Below are 16008 nucleotides of genomic sequence, written 5' to 3' on the forward strand. Positions count from 1 at the left end.
AGAGCTGGGCAGCCTCACCGCGATGGCACAGAGAGCTGCTGGCCAGGGTGGAGCTGTGAGGACTGCAAACCATTTAGTTCTTTTATGTGTTCTACAGTATCAGCAACCGACACATCCGCAGCGACATATTTAGCAATAGACCACAAAGTGTCCCCACTGGAGACCGTGTAGGAGACAGTCGGCCCATCGTAGGTGGCCCCCGGCAGCGAAAGCCCCAAGGCCGAACCCAAGAAAACCGCTACTGCCAGGGAAACTAACATTCCCAGCCGCTGCAGAGCACTAACGGTAGTAGCGGAGTCAACTTTTTGCTGTTTTAATACCGAACTCTTGCTCCCCTGCAGCCTTCGCAAGTAGGCAGCGTCAACGACCTGCAGATGGCGTACCGGCCGAATTTCTGGGGTGATAGGCAGAGCGGACATCAGCTTCCTTTCGAACATCTGTTCGTCGAACACTTGTACGATACAGCTTACCTGGAGACATTTCAAGACTCTTCGAACAAATGTTTGCTTTGCGTCTTTCAGCCCCGTAAGCTCTTTATACGCACAGAAAAACATCCACCACTGACAAATGGTGACAAGGGGGATTTTCAATGACCTCGCCGGATCCGAACCTGCTTCCCAAAAGGACCCAACAGGTGCTCCAGGCTCTCAGCCAGGCAATCGAGGCAACTGGCTATCCGCCGTCCTTGCGTGAACTGGGAAAAGAAGTAGGACTCCGCTCTCCCTCCTCAATCAAGCATCAGCTGGATCTACTTGAAGAAGCGGGCTTCATCACCCGCCGCTCGTCTCGCCCTCGCGCCATCGAGGTAGTCGGCAGAGCTAAGCCTGAAAAAAAAACCGGGCTGGTCCCGGTACCGGTGGCAAGCTCCGAGGGCGGCACAGCAACTAGCGTTCCCCTAGTCGGAAAAATTGCGGCAGGCGCGCCTATCACCGCCGAACAACATGTCGAGGATGTCTACACCCTGCCACAGGAGCTAACAGGCAGAGGCGAATTATTCATGCTGCAGGTACAAGGCGAATCCATGGTTGATGCGGCCATCTGCGACGGCGACTTCGTTGTAGTGCGGGTCCAGCCGGACGCAGAAGAAGGGCAGATCGTCGCCGCTCTAGTAGATGGGGAAGCAACCGTTAAGGTCCTCTCGAGGAAAGATGGTCACCAGTGGCTGCTGCCCAGAAACGAAAACTACGCGCCCATACCGGGCGATGAAGCCACGATTATGGGGCGCGTAGTTACGGTAATGCGTTCCCTCTAGTTGTTAGTAGCCTAGCGACCTAGCTACCTCACGCAGACGCTGTGCCGATTCAGTCAGGCCATCGCGTTCGTGCAAAGTGAGCGGCGGCACCAGTACTCTACCTGCACCCTTACGAGAAGTAATCGCAGGGGCCGCCATGCAGACGCCAGAAATGCCGTGCCAATCTTCCAATAGGGTCGAGATGGTCAGCACCCGATGCTCATCACGCAGCACTGCGCTAACAATGTTCGTTGCAGCGAGGCCGATCGCATAGTTGGTGGCACCCTTACCTTCAATGATGGTGTAGGCGGAGTCCACTACCTGTTGCGCTATCTCGGCACGCAGATCGGAATCAAAGAGACGGTCATTCAGAGTCTTCCCCCAGTGCCGCAAAGGCACGTTTCCGATTTCTGCGGAAGACCACAGCGGGATCTCGCTATCGCCGTGCTCGCCAGCAATGTATGCGTGAATATTCTGTACAGCCACTCCCGTCTCTTGAGATACCAGGTAGCGAAGACGAGAAGTATCGAGCACCGTACCGGAACCGAACATTTGGTTTCGAGGCAGACCCGAAATCTTGAGCGAGGCGTAGGTGACTACGTCCACCGGATTGGTGACCAGCATGTACACCGCGTTAGGAGCTACCTCCAAAAGCTGGGGGATCAGCTTTTCCATCAGGCCCACCGTAGCTGCGGCTAGATCAAGCCGCGACTGGCCCGGTTTCTGCTTCGCGCCTGCAGTAACCACCACTACGTCCGCGCCGCGCACGACCTCGATGTCCGAAGACCCGATCACCGAGCCGACCGGGGTGAACTGAATACCGTGGGCAATGTCCAAGGCCTCGGCCTTGACCTTCTTTTCATTAATGTCATAAAGAACGACTTCTCGGGCGTCCCCGCGGATAACAGACGCATAAGCAAGCGCAGTTCCTACAGCTCCTGCCCCAATGATGGCAACTTTTGAAGGATGCCCCTCTGATCCCGATGGGTACAGGGTTGTGGCACGTTCAGACATCTATTTCCTCCGTGTAAGGCAAAGTATGTACCAACATTTTATCTGGCCAACTACCGAAGGTTAAGAGCTAAAGGCCTACGTTGTCTTTCAACCTCGCCAACGCCCCTACCGCCACTTCTTGCGAACGAGTAGGCCACATTTTTGGCAGTGATGACAACAAAAACCTGCCATATCCCTTCGAGTACAGACGCGGATCTAATAAAGCGACCATACCCTTGTCATAACTTGTCCGGACCAATCGTCCCGCTCCCTGAGCTAAAAGCAGCGCGGCATGCACAAGCGATACTCCCGTGAATCCAGACCTACCCGCCGCATTCGCGGCATCGGACAACGCAGAGGTAATGGGATCATCAGGCCGCGGGAAAGGAATTCGGTCGATGGTAACCAATCTGCACGCTGGCCCCGGGATATCTACTCCCTGCCAAAGCGAGATAGTCCCGGCCAGGACTGCATTGCCGTCCTCACGGAAAGCCTTTATCAGCGACGGCAGGTAATCTTCCCCCTGCACGAACACGGGAAGATCGGTGTGTTCACGCAAGTATTCGCCGCCAAGCTGCGCGGCCCTGCGAGAGGTGAAAAGGCACAGTGCTCCCCCACCACTTGCCTTAACCAATTCACCGATCTCGGCTAGCAGCTGCGGACTAGGTCCGTCCCTTCCGGGCTGAGGTAGCTGAGGGATGTACATAATCGCCTGGTGGGGGTAGTCGAATGGAGAACCTACATCCAGCCCTTTCCAAGTTTCCGCCAGCTGCGCGCCGAGTCTATTCGCCATGGCATCAAAACTATTTCCCAGACACAGAGTGGCCGAAGTGGCAACGACCTTGTGATTGCCATACAGCCGGGAGGCAATCGGGCGAGCCACATCTAAGGGGGCAGAGCACAGGCGCCTACGCTCCTCCGCATCTTCGGTTATCCAATTGACTCGAACTGCCGGATCGTCAATCAGAATCGCATCGATCGAATCGATTGCCGAGATCAGTTCCGCCCTGGCAACACGTTTCTTGTTGTCGGTGTTCTCTTTCCCGTCACCAATTGTTTCGAGGGCGTCTCGCATGGCTGATCCTGCACTCACCAATGCCCCGTGCAGCCCAGAGGGAAGCGCCTTTATCCGACCGGAGACAGATTCCTTCAGCCCTTGCGCCAATGCCGATGCCGCCTCTTCAATCTTTGCAGCCGGTACGCCGGTGGCCCGTCTAGCGAGGCGAGCTAGTCGCAAAAGGCTCGCATCGGAGATCTCGACTGTTCCTTGAGATCGAATCCGCCCATCCAATTCGTGGGCCTCATCGACTACCAGGACGTCGAACTCTCCTAACAGCTCGGCCTCCGTCATAGCCTGCACTCCCAGGATGGAATGATTGGTGACTACAACGTCGGCCTCGGCGGCCGCCTTTCGGGCATTCCTTGGAAAACATTCGGTGGCAAAAGGACACGATTCGCCCACACATTCGTTCTTCGTTACTGAGACTCCCCGCCAAATCTTGTCAGTTACCCCCGGGCTCATGTCGTCGCGGTCGCCAGTGGAGGTCTCTTCTGCCCACTCGCGTACCCGGAGTACTTCGGCTCCGGTGGCAGTTACTTCAAGTTCGTCAAAAAGGCCAGCCTGGTCCTCTGGCGCCATGGTTTTGAGCTTGCAGACGTAATTGGTCCACCCCTTCAGCAGCGCGATCCGCGGCGCTTTCCCAAGGACTTTCTTCACTGCCTTTTGTACTGCCGGGATGTCTCCGCCAACCAACTGCCTTTGCAAGATCAAAGTTGCTGTAGAAATCACGACTCGGCGGGACTCTTCGACCGCTTCCGTGAGTAACGGAGCCAAGTATCCCAAAGATTTGCCCGTGCCAGTACCAGCCTGTACTAGTAGAACTTGGTCACGAGACAGGTCCCAGATAGCGTTTGCCATCTGCGTCTGTCCGTCCCGGGGAACCCCGCCGAGGACGGCCACCGCCTCTGCTAGGACTTTCTCGCCTTTATTCATCTACTGCTGCGTCCTGCAGAAGACCGGCAAGGTCAGCCCTGGCCATCCCGCGCAAGCGAGTTCCAGACGCGGTGTAGTCGATCTGGTCTATTTGGGCCTCTTCATGTGCCCGGCCCACCAAGTCTCCTCTGGAGAAGGGAATGACTAGATCAATCGGCACGTCAGGATGCGGCAACATCCTTTCAATGGCTAATTTCAGTTCGGCTATTCCCTGCCCAGTGCGAGCAGACACAACAACCGAATTCTTATGTTTAGACCGCAGCACCGCTATGCGTTCTTTTGAAGCCAAGTCTGCCTTATTCAGCACCATCAGCTGGGGAATATCCATGGCGCCCTCTATATCGGCGAGCACCTTTCGAACGGCTCTGATCTGCGCCTCCGGATCCGGGTGAGCAGCATCTACAACGTGCAACAGCAGATCCGCCTGGGCAACCTCCTCCAGCGTCGACCTAAAAGCCTCCACCAGCTGGTGCGGCAAGTTTGATACGAACCCCACTGTGTCGGTGAGGGTATAGCTCCTCCCCTCAGGGGTCTCAGCTTTACGAACGGTAGGATCCAGCGTCGCAAACAATTCGTCAGCAACCATAATCTGGCTCCCCACCAATGCGTTAAGTAAAGAGGATTTGCCCGCGTTGGTATACCCGACCACCACCGCGGCAGGCGTATTAGTACGGGTGCGGCCCGACCTCTTAGTGTCCCGCGCTGCCTTCATTCCCGCTATTTGCTTGCGCAGACGAGCCATGCGGTGCCTAATCCGCCGCCTGTCCATTTCAATCTTGGTTTCACCGGGACCACGCGAACCGATGCCTTCACCGGCTGCAGCCCGACCACCGGCCTGCCTGGAAAGAGATTTACCCCACCCGCGCAGTCTAGGAAGCATGTATTCAAGCTGAGCAAGTTCCACCTGCGCTTTTCCCTCGCGGGATTTGGCGTGCTGGGCAAAAATATCCAGGATCAATGCGGTACGATCAACCACCTTTACCTTCACCACGTCCTCGAGGCCGCGCCGCTGAGACGGAGGTAATTCGCCATCGACAATCACCGTATCAGCATCCACAGAGTGCACCAGATCCCGCAGTTCACGCGCCTTTCCCGAGCCCAGGTATGTACCCGGATCCGGCTTTTCGCGGCGCTGCAAAACACCGTCCAAGACAAGAGAGCCGGCAGTTTGAGCAAGAGCAGCAAGTTCACGCAACGAATCCTCAGCTTTAGCAGCGTCAGCAGTGTAGATCCCCACCAACACGACCCGTTCCAGAGCCAATCGCTGATATTCGACCGATTCAATAGCGTCCTCGGAATGGTTCAGGCCACTGACCCGACGAAGGGCCCGTCGCTCTTCGCGCTCCATCGCGCCAGCGTCGGCGGACGTATCCATACCCTCAGTGGATTCCAGGGCCGTACCGGTCCGGGCCAAAATTCGCGCCACGACGTCTTCAGCGCGATCTTTATTATCCTGCTTCATACAACCTTTCGTGCCCCTGTAATCTAGAGGCGATGACTGAACACTATTTTACCGAAGCAGCCCCTGCAGCTGAAGCCGAGCTGGAATCACTACACGTTTCTCTTCGCGGTCGCCCCCACGACGTGCACGTAGCTGCGAAAGTTTTTTCTGCGCACACCCTGGATAAGGCTACTAAGATCCTTCTGGATGCCGTTCCTGCCCCCACCGCTCCTGCCCTGGATCTAGGTTGCGGATGGGGCCCTATTGCCCTGGCACTAACTGACGAACTCGATGGCGAGGTGTGGGCCGTCGATGTCACCGAGCGTGCTCTAGATCTAACCCGTCGCAATGCTCCAGGGGCCACGGTTGCACATGCTGACAAGGCGTTTGCGGAACTTTCCAAGCGAGGACGTCCGCTGCGTACTATCTGGTCCAATCCTCCAATTCGCATTGGGAAGGAAGCCCTGCACAGGTTGCTTCAAACATGGCTTGCCCTGCTGGCACCCGACGGGGAAGCATACCTGGTAGTAGCTCGTAACCTGGGAGCAGATTCGTTGGCAAAGTGGTTGGGCGAGCAAGGCTTTGAGGTTGCCAAGGTCTCCTCGAAGAAAGGATTCAGAATTCTGCGAGTCAGGCCTACCGAGTAAGTGCTCGGGTGGCGAAGGACAGTGCCTCATCCGGTGTCGCGAACCAGCTAATGCGATCGTCCCGCTTGAACCATTTCCACTGTTTCTTTGCTAGTTTTCGCGTCGCCAAAGCATTTTGCTCCGTGGCAGTAGCCAGATCGATCTTCCCATCTAGATAATCGATCATCTGCGGGTAGCCCGTTGCCGCCCGCGCTGTGGGCGCCTCGCGTAGTCCCTTCTGCAGTAGCGCCTGGACCTCTTCAACAAGGCCCTGCTCTACCATCTGCGCACAGCGTTTTTCGATCCGAGAGGACAGCACTTCCGCGTCGGGACGAAGCCCTATTTGCAGAGTGTCCGCGTAATGGTATTCGCCGGTGGGCATAGTTGCCGAGAACGGCCTCCCAGTAAGCTGTATTACCTCTAAAGCTCGCACCACCCGTCTGCCGTTAGAAGGCAGAATATTCGAAGCGGCCAGCGGATCTAGGGTAGCTAGAGTTTTATGCAGCTCAACGCTACCTACCGCTTCCAATTGGTCCTGAAAATGCGATCGGATCTTCGGATCCGTACCTGGAAAGATAAGCTCGTCCAGGAGCGCCCGCACGTACAATCCCGAGCCCCCGCAAACCACGGGCACCTTGCCTCTAGCAATGATTGCCTCAGCGTCTTCACGTGCGTGCTGCTGGTACGCAGCCACAGACGCCCTCTGGGACAGGTCCAGCACATCGATCTGGTGGTGCGGAATACCACCGGCTTCCGCTTCGGTCACCTTCGCGGTACCAATGTCCATGCCGTGATACAGCTGAAAGGCATCAGCAGAAATGACTTCCCCACCGAACTCTTGCGCGAGCGCCACCGCCAGAGAGGTCTTCCCCGTGGCCGTGGCACCAACTACTGCAATGATCACTTGGGGCGAACCAGCGGTATTCCAAGCGAAACAGTACCTGCGGGCATTGGTTGGGCGTTCTTTGCCTGCCAGGCGTCTCCGGCCCTGGTGGGTATCACTTCGTAGAGTCCACCCTGAATGCCAGAATCTGCAACTAGATGGTGCGGGGCACCGTGCGTCACCTGTGCGCGCACAAAATCACCTGGCCGCGGAACCTTGGCGCCGGTTGGAACCGACACATGCACGAGGCGGTTATCTTCTGCGCGCCCAGAGATACGCATCGTCTCGGCATCCTTCCGCCCTTCGCCCTCGGCTATTAGGATTTTCAGATCGCGGCCTTCCTGCTTCTGATTTTCCTCGGTAGAAATGCGTTCTTGCAGCTCGAGCAGCCTGTGATAGCGCTCTAACTTGACCTCTTCGGGTACCTGGTCCTCGCGGTCGGCCGCGGGAGTACCCGGCCTCATCGAATAGAGGAAAGTAAAAGCGGAAGAGAAGCGGGACTGCTCCACAATGTCCAGAGTCTGCTGGAAATCTTCCTCAGTTTCACCCGGGAAACCCACGATGATGTCAGTGGTAATCGCCGCATGCGGGATAGCCTCTCGGACGGAATCTAGAATCCCAAGGAACTTCTTCGACCGGTAGGACCGGCGCATAGCGCGCAGCACCTTGTCAGAGCCGGACTGCAATGGCATGTGCAGCGAGGGCATTACGACATCGGTCTCGGCCATAGCGTCGATAACATCCTGGGTAAACGCTGCCGGGTGAGGACTGGTAAAGCGTACTCGCTCCAGTCCGTCGATCTTTCCAGTTGCCCGAAGCAACTGTGCAAAGGCTCCACGCTGGCCAAAACCCACCCCGTAGGAGTTCACATTTTGCCCGAGCAGAGTAACTTCGATAGCCCCCTGATCTACAACCGCTTCGATCTCGGCAAGGATATCCCCTGGGCGGCGATCGCGTTCCTTGCCCCTCAAGTGAGGAACGATGCAGAACGTGCAAGTGTTGTTGCACCCAACTGCAATCGAGACCCAAGCTGCGTAGGCGGACTCGCGGTGGGTAGGCAAGGTGGACGGGAACGTCTTCAGCGATTCCTCGATCTCTACAGCCGCCTCCTGATTGTGGCGCGACCGCTCCAGAAGAGTCGGAAGTACGTCTATATTGTGGGTGCCAAAAACAGCGTCCACCCAAGGCGCTCGCTCGAGGATTCGAGCGCGCTCTTGCTGCGCCAGGCAACCTCCAACCGCGATCTGCATCCCCTTGCGCTTACGCTTTACCCCGGCAAGCTGGCCCAGGTTGCCGTACAACTTATTAGCTGCATTTTCACGGACCGAGCAAGTATTGATCACAACTACGTCCGCACCCTCATCGCCGGCATCTGTAGCCCTTGCAGCAGCATCAGGTACCTGTTCCACAGGAACCAAGCCGACGGAATCCAACAGGCCTGCCATACGTTCGGAATCGTGAACGTTCATCTGGCAGCCAAGAGTCTTAATGTGATAAGTGCGTGGTGTAGTCATCGCGGGTCATTCTAGAGCATCTGAGCTAGTAGGACTAGTCTTCTAGAGCAGTATTTGCCGCTGCCAGGGCAAGAATCACACTTTGCGCGCGTACGGTGGCGCGGTCTCCCTCGATATTCACAGTGCGGAGAATCTGCTTAGTAGGGGTAAGTACACAAATGTGCACCTCTCCGGCTGGGTGCCCGCCATCGTCGCCAGGACCGGCAACGCCAGAGGTCGCAATTGCCATATCGGCCGAATAGAGCTTCAACACGCCCTCGGCCATCTGCCTTGCGACCGAATCTGTATACGGGCCCGTCTGCTCTAGTTCTTCCGCTGAAACACCCAGAACAGAGGCTTTAGTTTGAGTCTGGTAAGTGAGGGCTCCCCCACGGAAAACAGTAGACGCTCCGGGTATATCAACAATTGACGATGCCAGCCATCCGCCAGTTAGCGATTCCGCAACTGCGATCGAGTAGCCCATATCCTTGCAACCCTGGATAAGCTGGGCAGCCAATGTGTGATTAGTCGAAGCCTCTGTCATATTTTCCTTTCTAAAACTGTTCCAGCGCAGCCACGATAGCTTGCCTGCACTGGCCAGGACCATACCCCTTACGAGCCAGAAAAGCGTTGGTACGCCGAATAATCACCTCCCGAGGACGCCCTTTCAGTGTACCGACCTTCTTCACAGCTAACTGGTTGGCTAATTCCTGCTCGTCTACCTCGCTGACTTCTTGCATCGCCTGTGCAGCAATATCGGGAGAGATTCCCTTCTTCATCAATTCGGCATACAGGGCACGCCCCACCAGCGATCGCTCCGCATTCTTAGTGCGAACCAGCATCTGCGCATATTGCAAGTCATCGAGCAGTCCCACCTCTTCAAAACGGGTAATAACCTGATCTATGACCTCGGTGACGAAGCCTCTTTGAGAAAGCTTCTTTCTGACCTGACCGGTAGACTGAGCTGCTCCATCGAGCATCCGCAGCGTGGCCTCACGGGCCTTCTGCACAGCGTCGTCAAAGCCCAGTTCGGCATTTTCTTGCCGCCGCTTTGCCCGCCTCTTAGCAGCCTTTACCGGATCGCGCCGTTTACGTTCCGCTTCGCCCTGTTCAGGATCGAAGTAGGAAACCACTAAAAGCCTCCGTCCTCGACGTTCTTCTTAGTGTTCTTCCCCTTCTTCTTCGCTGCAGGTTGGGAAGCAGCTGCTTCGGGTGCCTCTTCCGCACCGTCAACTATGCCCACAGCTACCAAGATCTTGCGCTCAATCTCGTTAGCAAGCTCAGGATTGTCTTTCAAGAACTGACGGACGTTCTCTCGGCCCTGGCCCAACTGATCAGAGCCATAGGTAAACCACGAACCAGACTTCCGCACGATTCCCGTCTCGACACCCATGTCAATCAAGGAGCCTTCTCTAGAGATGCCCTCGCCGTAAAGAATGTCGAATTCAGCCTGCTTGAACGGCGGCGCCATCTTATTCTTGACTACCTTCACGCGAGTCTTGTTACCAACCGGAGCGCCGGCATCCTTCAAAGTCTCGATGCGCCTAATGTCGAGCCGCACAGACGAGTAGAACTTGAGCGCCTTGCCACCCGTGGTAGTTTCTGGCGAACCGAAGAATACGCCAATCTTCTCGCGTAACTGGTTAATGAAAATTGCCGTAGTACCAGAGGCCGACAGTGCGCCGGTCATCTTCCGTAGCGCCTGCGACATCAAGCGAGCCTGCAACCCTACGTGCGAGTCGCCCATTTCTCCTTCTATTTCAGCCTTGGGAACCAAGGCCGCAACGGAGTCAATGACGATAATGTCAATACCACCAGAGCGGATCAGCATATCCGCGATCTCGAGGGCCTGCTCCCCCGTATCCGGCTGGGCCACCAGCAGATCGTCCGTATTGACTCCGAGCTTCTTGGCGTATTCCGGATCAAGGGCATGCTCAGCATCGATGAACGCGGCATTTCCGCCGGCCTTCTGCGCCGACGCTACCGCATGCAACGCAACCGTAGTCTTACCGGAGGACTCTGGGCCGTAGATTTCCACAACCCTGCCGCGCGGCAATCCTCCAACCCCCAACGCGATGTCTAATGCCAGCGAACCGGTGGGGATCACCGATACTGCCCGATGCGTCTGATCGCCAAGGCGCATGACAGAGCCTTTACCAAAAGCCTTATCAATTTGCGCTAGTGCAACGTCGAGCGCCTTAGAGCGATCCTGAGCCTGAGTAGCCATAATCTTGTCCTCCTAGTACCTACAGAACTGGCCTGCAACCAGATTCCCCTCTCCGGGGCCCTGGTAGCGAGAATATGTCCGGCCACCGACATATGAAGACACAATCCACAGCTGCTACGAACTGCAAGGTCAACCTCGCCTGTGCACACTTTACTGCGAACAGGTGTTCGAAATAAAATTGGCGCGCCGAAGCGCGCCAAAGTCTATTTCTTTTTATTCTGTGCCATATGCAACCACTTGAACTCTTCAGGCTTCGAAGTGGCATCTATAAGCGACTCCCACACTCGCTGCGGTTCGACACCTTGTTCCAAAACATCAGCCGCAGTTTGGTACCAGGGTTCCAACACCAGATCTGCAGCCAACGACTGCCCGTAGGCAGATCCGTACACCTGCTCCAGGTTCTTCCAGAACTGCGAATGCTTCATCTAGACGTGCAAGGACATGGACATCGAGGGCAACCCAACGCCCTCGGCAAGGGCGAACCGATCCGCGACCTCGCGAAGCAGGGTAGCCATAGGCAGATCCAGCGCCTGGCAGATAGCCTCTAGCAATTCAGAGGAAGCTTCCTTCTGCCCGCGTTCTACCTCAGAGAGGTACCCCAGGGAAACCTGCGCCTGCGCCGACACCTCACGCAGAGTACGCCCCTGCGACTGGCGGATCATGCGAAGCACATCCCCTACCTCATGACGCAGCAACGGAACCGAGACACGGCTAACCGAGGCTGTACGAGCTTGGTTGACAGTGGGCTTAATTTCCGTATTAGTCAGTTTCTTCTTCACGTTAATTGTCAACACTCCATTCCTCTATTTCATTCCCGCCACTTGAAAATTGTGGCGTGACATGCGCCACTAGCCTTGCCCGAGGCCTCAGTGGCGGCCATAAAACTAATTATTGCCGGAGTTCCTGGGATCCTTCTGAACGTCTACTTTGCTACTGCTACGAGCATCCAAGAAGTAGATAAAACCGGACAGCCCAGTGATCACAAATGTAATCACAATGAGTGCTTGGATCAGATAGTCCATTACCGTGTAGGCAGCGCCCGAGAAGAATACGTGGATAAGCATCAGGAAAATTAGTAGCAGCTGGGTTACCGTTTTGCCCTTGCCCCACATGTTGGCAGGGATGACGACCCCCTTGCGAAGGGCACTCATGCGAAGCAGGGTGACTGCCACCTCCCTGCCGATAATCATCGCAAGGAACCACCAGTAGTACTTGAAGGGCAGCTGCCCCACAACAGACAACATTATGAAGGCGCCAATAACCAGAGCCTTGTCAGCAATGGGATCCGCAATCTTGCCGAAATTGGTAACAATATGCAGCCTGCGAGCGAGCATACCGTCTAGATGATCGGTGGCCGCGGCAACGCAAAAAATTACCGTTGCCCAGGCTCGAGCCTTATAGGAAGTCTGCACCAGCATCAGCCCTATGAACACTGGCACCAAGATTAGGCGGATGATCGTCAATACGTTGGCAACGTTCAGATTCGAGAGCGCTCTGGTCTCTTCATCCGTTTCTTTGCTCAATTTCCTAACCCGTTCTGCTAATTTTCCGTACCTTACGGTATTTTACACTTCCTTTAGCGCCCAGTCAGTTCCCACGCATCTTCGCTGTCCTTATTTACTACTTCCAGTTCTGGATGTTGCTCCTCTAGCGGGCGAAGATCGGGGCCTTCGCTGACTTCCGGTTCAGGTACGGACTCACCCTTGATGATCGCGAGTGCGCGATCGACCTCTTCCGGCGGAATTAGGACGTCGCGTGCCTTCGATCCTTGGCTTGGGCCAACGATTTCCCGAGATTCCAGCAAATCCATTAGACGGCCAGCGCGGGCAAAGCCGACCCGCAATTTGCGCTGCAACATCGAAGTGGATCCGAGCTGGGTAGATACCACCAATTCTGCTGCCTGAAGCAAGACATCCAGATCGTCACCAATGTCGTCATCAATAACGCGTTTGGTGGGCTCAGCCGGGATCACGTCCTCGCGATAAGTAACTTCCCGCTGTGCCTTCACATGGTTCACAACCTGGTGTATTTCGCTTTCATTGACCCACGCGCCTTGCACACGGATCGGTTTTGAAGCCCCCATGGGCAGGTACAGCGCGTCACCTTGCCCAATCAGTTTCTCGGCACCCGGCTGATCCAAAATTACGCGAGAGTCAGCCAACGAGGACGTAGCAAAAGCAAGGCGGGAGGGAATATTCGACTTGATAAGTCCCGTAACTACGTCTACAGAAGGTCGCTGGGTGGCCAGCACCAGGTGAATACCAGCTGCACGCGCCAGCTGAGAAATACGCTGAATTGACGCTTCTACATCCCGTGGCGACACCATCATTAGATCCGCCAACTCGTCTACTACCACCAGCAGATAAGGGTACGGCTCCAGCTTGCGCTTGGAATCCGGCGGCAGCTGAATGCTTCCATTGCGAATCGCCGCGTTGAAATCGTCGATGTGCTTGTAGCCGAAACGCGCCAGATCGTCGTAGCGCGCGTCCATCTCTTTTACGACCCATTCCAGCGCTTCTGCCGCTTTCTTAGGATCGGTGATGATCGGAGTTATCAGATGGGGAATGCCCTCGTAGATGGTAAGTTCCACGCGCTTGGGATCCACTAGGATCATGCGAACCTGCGCCGGAGTTGCTCGCATCATGATGGAGGTGATCATCGAGTTTACAAACGAGGACTTACCAGATCCCGTAGCACCCGCTACTAGCAAGTGCGGAGTCTTTGCGATGTTCGTGACTACGAAACCGCCCTCGATGTCTTTGCCCAGGCCCACAACCAAGGGATGGGAATTCTTCTTCGCAGTATCAGACCGCAGTACGTCACCAAGAACTACCGTTTCTCGGTCGCTATTTGGAATCTCGACGCCAATCGCCTGTTTGCCCGGGATTGGGCTCAAAATTCGCACGTCGGCACTGGCTACAGCGTAGGCGATGTTCTTCTCGAGGTTGGTAATCTTATCTACCTTTACCCCGGCTCCTAGATGTACCTCGTACCGAGTAACTGTTGGTCCCCTAGAAAAGCCGGTGACCTTCGCATCGACCTTGAATTCGTCAAGAACTCCCTGTAGTTGAGCCACTACCTTGTCGTTTGCCGACGAGCGGAGCTTTTGCGGAGCGCCTTTAATAAGCAGTGAGTCCTGGGGCAAGTCGTAGGGCTTGTCATCGAAACTAGTATCGGCTTCAAACGCCGACGATTCCTCTTCTGGTTCCTGCGCAACGGGGGCAGGCGAGCCCGATGCGGCAACGGTGCTGCCTCCGCTTGCAATAGGCCCAGTTGGAGCAACCACCTGGGTTACTTCGGAGCTGGCAGGCTCTTCCAGCAGCTGAGTGTGATCGTCGTATGCAGGCGGTTCTTCGAAGGCAGGCACAATCGGCACAGGTTCTGAGATGACCCGAGTCGGCTCCGCCGGTGTCTCGGTGTGCAACGGCGTGCGGAAAGCATCATCCCCATCGTAGGAGTCCAGCTTCTCTTCGCTCTGCCCCTTACTTGAACGGGCAAAGCGCGAACTGCGTTTCGGTTTATCGCCGGCTTCCTCCCGTTTTTCTTCATGTCCCTTCCGCCAAGAGGCATACTTCTGTTCTGCAGAACCAAACCACGCCTTAGCGGCAGCGAATGCACTTGCCAACGGCGTTTCAGTAAGGACCAACAGCGAATAGGCAAAAATCAGCACAAGCAACAGTGCCGCACCTACCCGAGTAAACAGAATGGCTAGCGGGTGCCCTAGAACCCATCCGATAATTCCGCCTGCTTGTTCCAGCGCTTCAATGCCGTTACCGAGCGAAGGTGCCCCTCGCCCGACGTGCACAATCCCGGTAGCGGCGATCACTACCCCAAGGGTGCCGACAATTACGTGCGCCTTAGCGCCAAGAGGTTCCCGGTTGCGGAAAATACCCAATGCAACCCAAAGGGCGAGCAGCGGTGCGACGACAGAGAAAACCCCGACGGCCCCTGCGGCCACGTGGTGGATCACGTCCCCTGCCAGGCCCGACATGCCAAACCACTCGCGGAGTGCAATGACGACTGCCAGCCCAATGATCGCAAAAGCCAAGCCGTCGCGCCTCAACGAGGGCGTGTATTCCTTAGGAGGTTCAGGTTTCTTCGGTGTTTTCTTGCGTGTAGCCATAGCGGTTTCAGACTATAGGTAAAGTCCAAAAGTCACCTTCCGGCCACGCCGCGGTAAGGCTTATGTGAGCGAATCCTGCGCCATAAGTGCCTCCCCGTCCCGGTCGTCTGGCACGTTCCGCCCTCCTGGGCGTCCGACCATGATGGCACCGGCAGCATTGGCGCGTCGGGCGGCAGTAATTGGGTCGTGTCCCTGCAGAAGAGATGCGCACAGTACCCCGGTGTGTACGTCACCCACCGCGGCTGTATCTCTAATTTGGGATGGGAATGCTGGTACTTTGACCGGTTCGGAGTTTGGGCCGTCGGTGACCCAGCAGCCCCTGGAGGAATCCCGGCGGACGATGACCGCTGACGGTTTCATAACCTCACTTAGCGCATCGTGTAGGGTTTGCCGGCCCAAGACTGCCCGAAGCAAGTCCGTTTCCCGCCTATTCATGGTTAACAGGTCGATGTGCGGCAGGATTCGCCGCAGCCATTCAGGGTCTACTTCTTTTATCTGGGGGCCCAAAGCCAGCGTCAAACTTACCCCTTCAGGAAAGTCGGGGAGCCAACCTTCTAGCGCGCTCTGATATGCCGGAGAAACCAGGTCAGAGGCAGACACGTAGACCATGTCCTTGTCCTTTAGCTGGAGCCTTTGCAAGGAAGCTAATTCCTGTTCCGCTTCGACTCCGGGAGCCACCACTGAAGAGATGAACCCATCGGCTTCGACAAGTACTAGTTTCATGCCGATGTCACCCACTACGTCAGAGGTGACGACGGTGATTCCTTCGCGCCCCAGTTCTTCGGCAACCATCATGGAGTTCGGTCCGGTGCCCATACAGGCAGCGCACCACACCTCGACTCCTTGGCGGCGGGCAGCGACCATTACTGGGAACGCGCCGCCTACTCCAACAGAAGACATGGTCGCAGAGACCTCGCCTCCCCTGTCAGGAAGATGGGGAACGTGCATCGGCATAGTCAAAATGACCGATGCAACAGCAACCAAAGAACCAGCCATCA

At 56.1% G+C, this 16008-nt stretch carries 16 protein-coding genes; 2 read left to right on the top strand and 14 right to left on the bottom strand.

The window, feature by feature from the left end; genetic code table 11:
* Positions 1–14: 14 nt before the first annotated feature.
* On the bottom strand, positions 15–419 hold the full coding sequence (locus QP400_RS08890; RefSeq protein ID WP_004804830.1) for a LysM peptidoglycan-binding domain-containing protein: 405 nt from the start codon (positions 417–419) through the stop codon (positions 15–17).
* 170 nt (positions 420–589) lie between these two features.
* Here QP400_RS08890 and lexA point away from each other — a divergent pair, with 170 nt between their 5' ends.
* Positions 590–1252 carry a transcriptional repressor LexA gene (gene lexA, locus QP400_RS08895; RefSeq protein WP_004804829.1) on the top strand — a complete coding sequence of 221 codons (663 nt, stop codon included), beginning with the start codon at positions 590–592 and terminating at the stop codon, positions 1250–1252.
* Between the two features lie 3 nt (positions 1253–1255).
* Here lexA and QP400_RS08900 read toward each other — a convergent pair whose 3' ends face one another.
* From QP400_RS08900 to hflX, 3 genes are all read right to left on the bottom strand, one after another.
* The gene (locus tag QP400_RS08900; RefSeq protein WP_004804826.1) at positions 1256–2245 is read right to left on the bottom strand and encodes an L-lactate dehydrogenase; all 990 of its coding nucleotides are present in this window, start codon (positions 2243–2245) and stop codon (positions 1256–1258) included.
* Between the two features lie 67 nt (positions 2246–2312).
* Entirely contained in the window at positions 2313–4217 is a 1905-nt protein-coding gene (locus QP400_RS08905; protein WP_004804824.1) for an ATP-dependent DNA helicase, read from the bottom strand.
* Positions 4210–5679, bottom strand: a complete 1470-nt coding sequence (gene hflX, locus QP400_RS08910; protein ID WP_004804823.1) for a GTPase HflX — start codon at positions 5677–5679, stop codon at positions 4210–4212. Before hflX ends, QP400_RS08905 begins: the two co-directional genes overlap by 8 nt.
* A gap of 32 nt (positions 5680–5711) precedes the next feature.
* On the opposite strand from hflX, the gene QP400_RS08915 reads away from it, so the two are divergent.
* On the top strand, positions 5712–6305 hold the full coding sequence (locus QP400_RS08915) for a class I SAM-dependent methyltransferase (RefSeq protein WP_004804821.1): 594 nt from the start codon (positions 5712–5714) through the stop codon (positions 6303–6305).
* Here the strand turns inward: QP400_RS08915 and miaA are convergent.
* The 10 genes from miaA to QP400_RS08965 form a co-directional block, all read right to left on the bottom strand.
* Positions 6295–7188 (bottom strand): tRNA (adenosine(37)-N6)-dimethylallyltransferase MiaA, encoded by an 894-nt coding sequence (gene miaA, locus QP400_RS08920; RefSeq protein ID WP_004804820.1) that lies wholly within the window; start codon positions 7186–7188, stop codon positions 6295–6297. The genes QP400_RS08915 and miaA overlap by 11 nt on opposite strands.
* On the bottom strand, positions 7185–8681 hold the full coding sequence (gene miaB / locus QP400_RS08925; RefSeq protein WP_004804818.1) for a tRNA (N6-isopentenyl adenosine(37)-C2)-methylthiotransferase MiaB: 1497 nt from the start codon (positions 8679–8681) through the stop codon (positions 7185–7187). The genes miaA and miaB overlap by 4 nt, the downstream gene beginning before the upstream one ends.
* Positions 8682–8715: 34 nt before the next feature.
* Positions 8716–9204 carry a CinA family protein gene (locus tag QP400_RS08930; protein WP_004804816.1) on the bottom strand — a complete coding sequence of 163 codons (489 nt, stop codon included), beginning with the start codon at positions 9202–9204 and terminating at the stop codon, positions 8716–8718.
* 10 nt (positions 9205–9214) lie between these two features.
* A complete protein-coding gene (locus QP400_RS08935) occupies positions 9215–9793 on the bottom strand; it encodes a regulatory protein RecX (protein WP_285462642.1) in 579 nt (192 codons plus the stop codon).
* Positions 9793–10887, bottom strand: coding sequence for a recombinase RecA (gene recA / locus QP400_RS08940; protein WP_004804812.1), 1095 nt, complete (start codon positions 10885–10887; stop codon positions 9793–9795). The genes QP400_RS08935 and recA overlap by 1 nt, the downstream gene beginning before the upstream one ends.
* Before the next feature lie 203 nt (positions 10888–11090).
* Complete coding sequence (locus QP400_RS08945; protein WP_004804803.1) at positions 11091–11312, bottom strand: DUF3046 domain-containing protein; 222 nt, start codon at positions 11310–11312, stop codon at positions 11091–11093.
* Complete coding sequence (locus tag QP400_RS08950; protein ID WP_048707580.1) at positions 11313–11639, bottom strand: helix-turn-helix domain-containing protein; 327 nt, start codon at positions 11637–11639, stop codon at positions 11313–11315.
* A gap of 132 nt (positions 11640–11771) precedes the next feature.
* Positions 11772–12410: a CDP-diacylglycerol--glycerol-3-phosphate 3-phosphatidyltransferase gene (gene pgsA / locus QP400_RS08955; protein ID WP_004804799.1), complete on the bottom strand. Its 639-nt coding sequence runs from the start codon at positions 12408–12410 to the stop codon at positions 11772–11774.
* A 53-nt stretch (positions 12411–12463) separates the two neighbouring features.
* Positions 12464–15010 (bottom strand): FtsK/SpoIIIE family DNA translocase, encoded by a 2547-nt coding sequence (locus QP400_RS08960; protein ID WP_004804798.1) that lies wholly within the window; start codon positions 15008–15010, stop codon positions 12464–12466.
* A 60-nt stretch (positions 15011–15070) separates the two neighbouring features.
* On the bottom strand, positions 15071–16006 hold the full coding sequence (locus tag QP400_RS08965; protein ID WP_285462644.1) for a PfkB family carbohydrate kinase: 936 nt from the start codon (positions 16004–16006) through the stop codon (positions 15071–15073).
* Positions 16007–16008: the final 2 nt, after the last annotated feature.

Source organism: Winkia sp. UMB3158, from assembly GCF_030217145.1.
Lineage (GTDB): Bacteria > Actinomycetota > Actinomycetes > Actinomycetales > Actinomycetaceae > Winkia > Winkia anitrata.

What these genes read in the sequence shown, in the direction of transcription:
- QP400_RS08890 (WP_004804830.1), bottom strand. Translation starts at nt 419, where the DNA reads ATGTCCGCTCTGCCTATCACCCCAGAAATTCGGCCGGTACGCCATCTG.
- lexA (WP_004804829.1), top strand. Translation starts at nt 590, where the DNA reads ATGACCTCGCCGGATCCGAACCTGCTTCCCAAAAGGACCCAACAGGTG.
- QP400_RS08900 (WP_004804826.1), bottom strand. Translation starts at nt 2,245, where the DNA reads ATGTCTGAACGTGCCACAACCCTGTACCCATCGGGATCAGAGGGGCAT.
- QP400_RS08905 (WP_004804824.1), bottom strand. Translation starts at nt 4,217, where the DNA reads ATGAATAAAGGCGAGAAAGTCCTAGCAGAGGCGGTGGCCGTCCTCGGC.
- hflX (WP_004804823.1), bottom strand. Translation starts at nt 5,679, where the DNA reads ATGAAGCAGGATAATAAAGATCGCGCTGAAGACGTCGTGGCGCGAATT.
- QP400_RS08915 (WP_004804821.1), top strand. Translation starts at nt 5,712, where the DNA reads ATGACTGAACACTATTTTACCGAAGCAGCCCCTGCAGCTGAAGCCGAG.
- miaB (WP_004804818.1), bottom strand. Translation starts at nt 8,681, where the DNA reads ATGACTACACCACGCACTTATCACATTAAGACTCTTGGCTGCCAGATG.
- QP400_RS08930 (WP_004804816.1), bottom strand. Translation starts at nt 9,204, where the DNA reads ATGACAGAGGCTTCGACTAATCACACATTGGCTGCCCAGCTTATCCAG.
- recA (WP_004804812.1), bottom strand. Translation starts at nt 10,887, where the DNA reads ATGGCTACTCAGGCTCAGGATCGCTCTAAGGCGCTCGACGTTGCACTA.
- QP400_RS08945 (WP_004804803.1), bottom strand. Translation starts at nt 11,312, where the DNA reads ATGAAGCATTCGCAGTTCTGGAAGAACCTGGAGCAGGTGTACGGATCT.
- QP400_RS08960 (WP_004804798.1), bottom strand. Translation starts at nt 15,010, where the DNA reads ATGGCTACACGCAAGAAAACACCGAAGAAACCTGAACCTCCTAAGGAA.
- QP400_RS08965 (WP_285462644.1), bottom strand. Translation starts at nt 16,006, where the DNA reads ATGGCTGGTTCTTTGGTTGCTGTTGCATCGGTCATTTTGACTATGCCG.